Below are 7,613 nucleotides of genomic sequence, written 5' to 3' on the forward strand. Positions count from 1 at the left end.
CCGGCCACAACGGGCGGGGCCCAGGCCCGCAACAAGGGGTAAGCGCCCGTTTTGAGGGGTTTCGTCGATACGCTCGGCGCATGAGCTGGCTCCGGGCGCTGAAGGAGACCGCCCGCTCCGGCCTCACCACGGAGCGGCGGCGACTCGAACCCGCCGTCGCGGCCCGCGGCGCCCTGGGCCTGGCCCTCGTCGTCGGCGTCTCCCTCGCCCTCTTCGGCCCCGCCGTCGCCGTCTCCTCCGCCTTCGGCGCCTTCCAGGCGGCCATCGCCACCTTCCAGCGCTCCTGGCGCCCCCGCCCCACCCTCGCCCTCGCCTCCGGCGCGAGCCTCGCCGTGTCGACGTTCCTCGGCTATCTGACCGGGGCCCACACCGCCCTCTTCCTCGCCCTGCTCCTCCTCTGGACGTTCCTGTCCGGCCTCGCCTGGGCCGCGGGCCCGACCGCCGGGATCATCGCCTCCTCCAACGTGGCGATCATGCTGGTGACGGTCACCCTCCCGACCTCCGTCGCCACCGCCGCCGGCCACGCCGCCGTGATCTTCGCGGGCGGCGTCGTCCAGGCGGCCCTGGTCGTGCTCCTCCCGGTCCGCCGCTGGGGCGCCCAGCGCGACGCCCTGGCGGACGCGCTGGCGGCCGAGGCGGACTACGCCCGCCGCCTCCGGCACGACCCGGTCGCCCCGTTCGACCCCGTACCGCTCATGACGGCCCGCAGCGCCGCCGCCGTGACGCCCCGCCAGGCCCGTACCCGCCCGGCGGAGCTGCACGGGGCGCGCGGGCTCGCGGAGCGGATCCGTCCGGTCCTGGCCTCGTTCGCGGACCCTGCGGTCGGCGTGCCGGGGGAGGGGCCGGAGCGGGCCCGGGTGCGGGAGCTGCTCGGTGCGGCGGCCGAGGTCCTGGACGCCGCCGCGCACGCGATCCGGCACGGCGAGCCGGTCGCCCCGCCCCCGCCCGCGCTCGCCGCCCTCCGCACCCCGGACACGGGCACGATCCTCAAGGGCCCGTCCCGCCGGGCGGCCCTCCGTCTGGCGGCGCTGCTGGGCGATGTCGTGGAGACGGCGGAGCCGCGCACGGAGACCTCGGACGCCCTGAGGACCCGCCCGACCCTCGTCCGTCTCGCGCCGATCGTCCTCACCGGGGTGCGTGCCGAGCTCCGCCCCGGCTCCCCGGTCCTGCGCCACGCGCTCCGCGTGTCCGTGGTCACGGCCGCCGGCTACCTCCTGGGCACGTGGCTCCCGTTCGGCCACGGCTACTGGGCGCCGATGGCCTCGGTGATGGTGATGCGCCCGGACTTCTCGCAGACGTACGCGCGCTCGGTGGCCCGGTTCGGCGGCACCCTGGTCGGGGTGGCGCTCGCGACCGCCGTCGTCCGGGCGGCGTACCCGGGCACGTACCTCTCGGCCGCCCTCGCCGTCCTCTGCGCCTTCGGGATGTACCTGCTGATGCGGACGGGGTACGCGGTCGCCCAGGTCTGCGTCTCCGCGTACGTCGTCTTCCTGCTCGGCATGGAGGGCGCGGGCCTGACCCAGACCGTACGGGAACGGGTCCTGCTCACCCTCCTCGGAGGGCTCCTCGCGATGCTGTCGTACGCCGTCTACCCGGCCTGGGAGACGCCCCGGCTGCGCGGCCGGCTCGCGGACTGGCTGGCCTCGGTCGGCGCGTACGCGGCGGTCGTCGCCGCGCGGTACGCCGATCCGGCCGGACCGGCCGTCCCCGACGTGCGGGAGGCGCTCCTGAGGACCCGCGCGGCCCGCGTCGCCTGGCAGGAGGCGGTGGCCCGGGCGACCCACGAACCGGTCCGGCACCGGGGGCTCTCGCACGCGGCGGTGGAGGAGGCCGAGCACGCGCTCGCGGAGTTCGGCCGGGTGGTGATGCTCCTGGAGGCGCACCTGCCGGAACGCGGCGCCCCGCCCCTGCCCGCCGCCGCGACCCTCGCCGAGGCCCTGCGCCGGTCGACGGCGCGGGGCGCGAAGGAGGTGCGGGAGCGCAGGGTGCCGCACTGGGACGACCTGCGGGAGACGCTCGCCGCCTGGTCCGCCGAGCCGCCGGAGCACTTCCTGATCCACAAGGGGGCCGTCCTGCTCCTGGAGACCCTGGAGGAGCTCACGACGGCCCTTACGGAGTCGACGCGGTCCGGGTGACGTACGTCTCCAGGCGTCTCCGGACAGTTATTGGCAATGGGATTCATTTTCGTTTACTCTTCGCGGCATGGCACGCAATGAGCTCCGCCCCGTCGTCAAGCTCCGTTCCACCGCTGGAACCGGATTCACCTACGTCACCCGCAAGAACCGCCGCAACGATCCCGACCGTCTCGGCCTGCGCAAGTTCGACCCGGTCGCCGGCCGGCACGTCGACTTCCGCGAGGAGCGCTGAACCGGGCGGTCCACCCGCCGACGGAACTCTCCGTCGCGTAGCCGCTACGCCACCCCCCGTGCACGTGCATCTGCTCACGCATCTGCACATGAACACAGCTATGATCCGAGGAAGTTGACACCTGCACCAAGCAACTCGGGGAGCTACCAGTGCATCATGCGCATCGCGCGTACAACGGCATGGCGGCCACGGAGCTGCGAGGAGTCGTGTGGCAGAAAAGTCGGCACAGCAACTCCCAGGGATCCTGCGTGGAGTTCGCCAAGCTCCCGGGGGGCGACGTCGCCGTGCGCAACTCGCGCCACCCCGAAGGGCCCGCGCTCGTCTACACGCCCGCGGAGATAGAAGCACTCCTGCTGGGCGTCAAGGACGGAGAGTTCGACCACCTGGTCTGAGACGCGGGAAGGGCCCCGACGGTTTCCGTCGGGGCCCTTCCCGCATTCCCGGTACTGCTCCGGCGCTACTCCGGTCCGATCCGGAACAGCGCCCACACCACCTTGCCCTGGAGCGTGCCGGCCAGCGGGTGCCAGCCCCAGCTGTCGCTGAACGAGTCCACCAGGAACAGGCCGCGCCCCGACTCGGCGGCGAAGTCCTCCTCGCCGCCGCGCGCCTCCGGGCTCTCCCGGCTGGGGTCGCGCACGGCGCACACCAGGCGCGAGGCCCAGCGCATCAGGTGCAGCCGGACCGGCGGGTTCTGGCCTTCCTCCTGGGGCGCGTCGGCGGGCACCGCGTGACGCAGCGCGTTGGTGACGAGCTCGGAGACGACCAGGGCCACGTCGTCGAAGCGCTCCGTCAGTTCCCAGCGGTCGAGCGTGGTGCTGGTGAACTTGCGGGCCCCGCGCACGGCTTCGTACCGGGCGGGCAGGGCGCAGGAGGCGGAGGTGGAGACGGCGCCGGGATCGATCGGCGGCAGGCCCTGCCGTAACGGCTCGAGCACGGTCGATCCATTCGTCCCCATGCGAGGCACTCCCGGGAATCGCGACTGTGGTGCGACAACACGACAACACGAACGAGTACGCGGCTGCGCGGGCTCCATGGTTCCGAATGCGTGCACTGGATGCAAGGGCAGATGCACGTGCACGCGCCGGACCTGTCCGGCCACGTGCCGAATCTGTGCATAAGTCGTCCACACGATGAGGGGAACTTCCCGCGATCTGCGCGCACTGTGCCCGCGATGTGCCCGCACTGTGCGCCCCGATGCCCGGAACTCGTCGCCTTTCCGTAATCGAATGTGTACGCGCTGAAGCGTTTGATGGCAGAATCCGGGGCTCGACGGGGGCTCGACACCGTAAAGGGGAGGCGAAGAGCCGTGGCCGCAGGCGAATCGAGCGGAGCGAGCGGGAGCGTGGTGCGGCGCATCCTGCTGGGCTCCCAGCTGAGGCGGTTGCGCGAGTCGCGCGGGATTACCCGCGAGGCGGCCGGATATTCCATCCGCGCGTCCGAATCCAAGATCAGCCGCATGGAGTTGGGACGGGTGAGCTTCAAGGCCAGGGACGTCGAGGATCTGCTCACCCTCTACGGGGTCGGGGACGAGAACGAGCGCGGCGCGCTCCTCGGACTCGCCCGCGAGGCCAACGTCGCCGGCTGGTGGCACAGCTTCGGCGACGTCCTGCCCGGCTGGTTCCAGACCTACATCGGCCTGGAGGGCGCCGCCTCCCTCATCCGCGTCTACGAAGTCCAGTTCGTCCACGGCCTGTTGCAGACCGAGGCGTACGCTCAGGCCGTCGTCGCCCGGGGCATGCCCGACGCCCCGCGCGCCGAGATCGACCGCCGGGTCGCCCTGCGCCTGGAGCGCCAGAAGGTCCTCGTCTCCGAGCGCGCCCCGCAGCTCCACGCGGTCCTCGACGAGGCCGCGCTGCGCCGCCCCTACGGCGACCGGTCGGTCATGCAGGGGCAGTTGAGGCATCTCATCGAGATCTCCGAACACCCGGGCGTCACGCTCCAGGTCATGCCCTTCAGCTTCGGCGGCCATGCCGGCGAGAGCGGCGCCTTCACGATGCTGAGCTTCCCCGAGTCCGACCTCTCCGACATCGTCTACCTCGAACAGCTCACCAGCGCCCTCTACCTCGACAAGCGCGAGGAGGTCGCCCAGTACCAGCGGGTGATGGAGAAGCTCCAGAAGGACGGTCCGGATCCGGCCGAAAGTCGTGACCTTCTCCGAGGTCTCCTTCAACTCTCCTGATACATCAGTACGATGACGCCACATCAGTCGCACTGCAGGTAGCGGGTAGAGGGGTCTCCACCATGTCGCACTTCACCGACCTGGCCCACCAGTACATCGACGGCGAGTGGAAGCCCGGCAGCGGCTCGTGGGACATCATCGACTTCAACCCGTACACCGGGGAGAAGCTCGCGTCGATCACCGTCGCCACCGCCGACGAGGTCGACCGCGCCTACCGGGCCGCCGAGCGTGCCCAGACCGCGTGGGCCGAGACCAACCCGTACACGCGCCGGCTCGTCTTCGAGCGCGCGCTGCGGATCGTCGAGGACCGCGAGGAGGAGATCGCGGAGACGATCGTCGCCGAGCTCGGCGGCACCCGTCTCAAGGCGGCCTTCGAGCTGCACCTCGCCAAGGAGTTCCTGCGCGAGGCGATCCAGCTGGCGCTGCGCCCCGAGGGTCGCATCCTGCCCTCCCCGGTCGACGGCAAGGAGAACCGCGTCTACCGCGTCCCGGTCGGCGTCGTCGGCGTCATCTCCCCCTTCAACTTCCCCTTCCTCCTCTCGATCAAGTCGGTCGCGCCCGCGCTCGCGCTCGGCAACGCCGTCGTCCTCAAGCCGCACCAGAACACCCCGATCTGCGGCGGCACGCTGGTCGCGAAGGTCCTGGAGGAGGCCGGTCTGCCGGCCGGCCTGCTGAACGTCGTCGTCACCGACATCGCCGAGATCGGCGACGCGCTCCTGACCCACCCGGTCCCGAAGGTCATCTCCTTCACCGGCTCCGACAAGGTCGGCCGCCACGTCGCCACGGTCTGCGCGCAGAACTTCAAGCACGCCGTCCTGGAACTCGGCGGCAACAGCGCCCTGATCGTCCTCGACGACGCCGACGTCGACTACGCGGTGGACGCGGCCGTCTTCAGCCGCTTCGTGCACCAGGGCCAGGTCTGCATGGCGGCCAACCGCATCCTGGTGGACCGCACCCTGGAGGAGGAGTTCACCGAGAAGTTCGTGGCGAAGGTGAAGACCCTGCGCGTCGGCGACCCGGCCGACCCCGCCACCCACATCGGTCCCCTCATCAACTCCCAGCAGGCGGAGTCCGTCGCCGCGGTCGTCGACCAGACGGTGGCGGCCGGCGCGACCGCGCTGCTGCACGGCACGGTCGAGGGCAACCTCGTCTCCCCGTCCGTCCTCACCGGCATCGCCGCCGACGCCCCGGTCCTGGGCCAGGAGATCTTCGGCCCGGTGGCCCTGATCGTCCCCTTCGACGGCGAGGAGGAGGCCGTACGGATCGCCAACGACACCCCGTACGGGCTCAGCGGCGCCGTCCACACCGGGGACGTCGAGCGGGGCGTACGGGTCGCCAAGCGCATCCACACCGGCATGATCCACATCAACGACGGCACCGTGCACGACGAGCCGATCGTGCCCTTCGGCGGCGAGAAGCACTCGGGTGTCGGGCGGCTGAACGGCGACGCGATGGTCGACTCCTTCACCACCCAGAAGTGGATCTCGATCCAGCACGGCCGCAGCCGGTTCCCCTTCTAGGACAGCAGCTGTCCGCAAGTCTCCGTAGCGTGGTCGTTGTCGAAAGAAGCCCAGCTACGTAAGGCGGACACCATGGTTGCCCTTGTTCCCGCGGAGGCCCCCGGCGACGAGCGCGGTGCGTTCCTCAACTTCGTCGAGGCCCAGCGCGCCGCGCTCCGCCGCTCGCTCCTCGGACTCACCGAGGAGCAGGCGGCCGGCCGGCCCAGCGCCAGCGAACTCAGCCTCTCCGGGCTGGTCAAGCACGTCGCCGAGGTGGAGCTGAACTGGCTGCGGCTGGCCCAGGAGCGGCCGAACGAGCGGCAGCGCACCGAGGAGACCTGGGGCGAGGCCTTCCGTCTCGTGGACGGGGAGTCCATCCCCGATGTCCTCGCCTTCTGGGAGGACGTGGCGAAGCAGACGGAGGCGTTCGTCCGCTCCGTGCCCAGCCTGGACGACACCTTCCCGCTGCCGCCCGCGCCCTGGTTCCCGGCGGACGGGCGGGTCTCGGTCCGCTGGATGCTGCTGCACCTGGTCCAGGAGATGGGCCGGCACGCCGGCCACGCGGACATCATCCGCGAGTCCCTGGACGGCAAGGGCTCCTTCGACCTGATCGCGGAGGAGAACGAGGGACGGGACGCCCCCGCTTAGTCAAGGTTGACTAACATCGGGTCATGTCAGCGATCCGACTTCTCGTCCTGGGCGCGGTCAAGCAGCACGGCCGCGCCCACGGCTACCAGGTGCGGGGCGACCTGGAGTACTGGGGCGCCCACGAGTGGTCCCACGCCAAGCCCGGCTCGATCTACCACGCGCTGAAACAGATGGCGAAGCAGGGACTGCTGCACGCGCACGAGATCGCGCCGAGCGCCGTGGGCGGGCCGCCGCGCGTCGAGTACGAGCTGACGGAGGCCGGTACGGAGGAGTACTTCGCGCTGCTGCGCGAGGCGCTGACCACGTACGACCAGAAGACGGACGTCCTGTCGGCGGCCATCGGCTTCATGGTGGACCTGCCCCGCGCGGAGGTCACGGAGCTGCTGCGCCGGCGGGTGCGGGCGCTCGACGAGTGGCGGGCGGAGGTCACGGAGTACTACACGCCGGAGGGCGGCCCGGAGCAGCTCGGGCACATCGGCGAGATCATGCGCATGTGGGTCCACTCGGCGGACGCCGGCAAGGAGTGGACGCTCGGCCTGATCGAGCGGATCGAGGGCGGGGCGTACGTGTTCGCGGGCGAGGGCGACCCCTTCGTGGGGGTGCTCGCGGAGGGCGAGGAGAACCCGTACGCGCGCTGACCCGGAGCCAGGCCGGTCGCGGGGGTCAGTGCAGGGCGTGGCCCTCGTGGTCGAGTTCGAGCTGGGGGCGGCCGGTGACGATCAGCCAGGCCGGGAGCGAGGCGAGGCAGAGCACGGCGAGCATCGGCGGCGACGAGGCGAGGACCGCGCCGGTGAAGAGGCTGATCCAGCCCTGCCGGGTGGTGGCGAGCAGGACGCCGAGGACGGCGGAGGAGACGGCGACGGCCGGGTGGACCTCGGGCACGAGGGCCTGGACGCACAGGCCGAAGGCGGCGCCGATGA

At 71.6% G+C, this 7,613-nt stretch carries 8 protein-coding genes and 1 pseudogene; 7 read left to right on the forward strand and 2 right to left on the reverse strand.

The genetic code is table 11. The features are described from left to right. The first annotated feature begins 80 nt into the window (after positions 1-80). The 3 genes from CCN56_RS13235 to CCN56_RS13245 all read left to right on the forward strand — a co-directional run bounded on the left by CCN56_RS13235 (position 81) and on the right by CCN56_RS13245 (position 2,759). Positions 81-2,135 (forward strand): FUSC family protein, encoded by a 2,055-nt coding sequence (locus tag CCN56_RS13235; RefSeq protein ID WP_086826675.1) that lies wholly within the window; start codon positions 81-83, stop codon positions 2,133-2,135. A gap of 67 nt (positions 2,136-2,202) precedes the next feature. Then, positions 2,203-2,367, forward strand: coding sequence for a 50S ribosomal protein L33 (gene rpmG / locus CCN56_RS13240; protein WP_086826677.1), 165 nt, complete (start codon positions 2,203-2,205; stop codon positions 2,365-2,367). Positions 2,368-2,546: 179 nt separating this feature from the next. Further along, the gene (locus tag CCN56_RS13245) at positions 2,547-2,759 is read left to right on the forward strand and encodes a DUF397 domain-containing protein (protein ID WP_041129870.1); all 213 of its coding nucleotides are present in this window, start codon (positions 2,547-2,549) and stop codon (positions 2,757-2,759) included. Positions 2,760-2,824: 65 nt separating this feature from the next. Here CCN56_RS13245 and CCN56_RS13250 read toward each other — a convergent pair whose 3' ends face one another. Beyond that, positions 2,825-3,322 carry an ATP-binding protein gene (locus CCN56_RS13250; protein WP_041129869.1) on the reverse strand — a complete coding sequence of 166 codons (498 nt, stop codon included), beginning with the start codon at positions 3,320-3,322 and terminating at the stop codon, positions 2,825-2,827. A 351-nt stretch (positions 3,323-3,673) separates the two neighbouring features. On the opposite strand from CCN56_RS13250, the gene CCN56_RS13255 reads away from it, so the two are divergent. The 4 genes from CCN56_RS13255 to CCN56_RS13270 all read left to right on the forward strand — a co-directional run bounded on the left by CCN56_RS13255 (position 3,674) and on the right by CCN56_RS13270 (position 7,331). Next, positions 3,674-4,546 (forward strand): helix-turn-helix transcriptional regulator, encoded by an 873-nt coding sequence (locus tag CCN56_RS13255; protein ID WP_086826681.1) that lies wholly within the window; start codon positions 3,674-3,676, stop codon positions 4,544-4,546. 62 nt (positions 4,547-4,608) lie between these two features. After that, positions 4,609-6,066, forward strand: a complete 1,458-nt coding sequence (locus tag CCN56_RS13260) for an aldehyde dehydrogenase family protein (protein WP_086826683.1) — start codon at positions 4,609-4,611, stop codon at positions 6,064-6,066. Between the two features lie 72 nt (positions 6,067-6,138). Next, complete coding sequence (locus CCN56_RS13265; protein ID WP_086826685.1) at positions 6,139-6,693, forward strand: DinB family protein; 555 nt, start codon at positions 6,139-6,141, stop codon at positions 6,691-6,693. Positions 6,694-6,716: 23 nt separating this feature from the next. Further along, a complete protein-coding gene (locus CCN56_RS13270) occupies positions 6,717-7,331 on the forward strand; it encodes a PadR family transcriptional regulator (RefSeq protein WP_086826687.1) in 615 nt (204 codons plus the stop codon). A 25-nt stretch (positions 7,332-7,356) separates the two neighbouring features. On the opposite strand, the pseudogene CCN56_RS13275 reads toward CCN56_RS13270, so the two are convergent. Next, positions 7,357-7,613 (reverse strand): annotated as a pseudogene (locus CCN56_RS13275) (ion channel protein); the annotation flags it as partial.

This window comes from Streptomyces sp. NRRL B-24572 (genome assembly GCF_002156145.1).
GTDB classification, from domain to species: Bacteria; Actinomycetota; Actinomycetes; order Streptomycetales; family Streptomycetaceae; genus Streptomyces; species Streptomyces vietnamensis.

What these genes read in the sequence shown, in the direction of transcription:
- CCN56_RS13235 (WP_086826675.1), top strand. Translation starts at nt 81, where the DNA reads ATGAGCTGGCTCCGGGCGCTGAAGGAGACCGCCCGCTCCGGCCTCACC.
- rpmG (WP_086826677.1), top strand. Translation starts at nt 2,203, where the DNA reads ATGGCACGCAATGAGCTCCGCCCCGTCGTCAAGCTCCGTTCCACCGCT.
- CCN56_RS13245 (WP_041129870.1), top strand. Translation starts at nt 2,547, where the DNA reads ATGGCGGCCACGGAGCTGCGAGGAGTCGTGTGGCAGAAAAGTCGGCAC.
- CCN56_RS13250 (WP_041129869.1), bottom strand. Translation starts at nt 3,322, where the DNA reads ATGGGGACGAATGGATCGACCGTGCTCGAGCCGTTACGGCAGGGCCTG.
- CCN56_RS13260 (WP_086826683.1), top strand. Translation starts at nt 4,609, where the DNA reads ATGTCGCACTTCACCGACCTGGCCCACCAGTACATCGACGGCGAGTGG.
- CCN56_RS13265 (WP_086826685.1), top strand. Translation starts at nt 6,139, where the DNA reads ATGGTTGCCCTTGTTCCCGCGGAGGCCCCCGGCGACGAGCGCGGTGCG.
- CCN56_RS13270 (WP_086826687.1), top strand. Translation starts at nt 6,717, where the DNA reads ATGTCAGCGATCCGACTTCTCGTCCTGGGCGCGGTCAAGCAGCACGGC.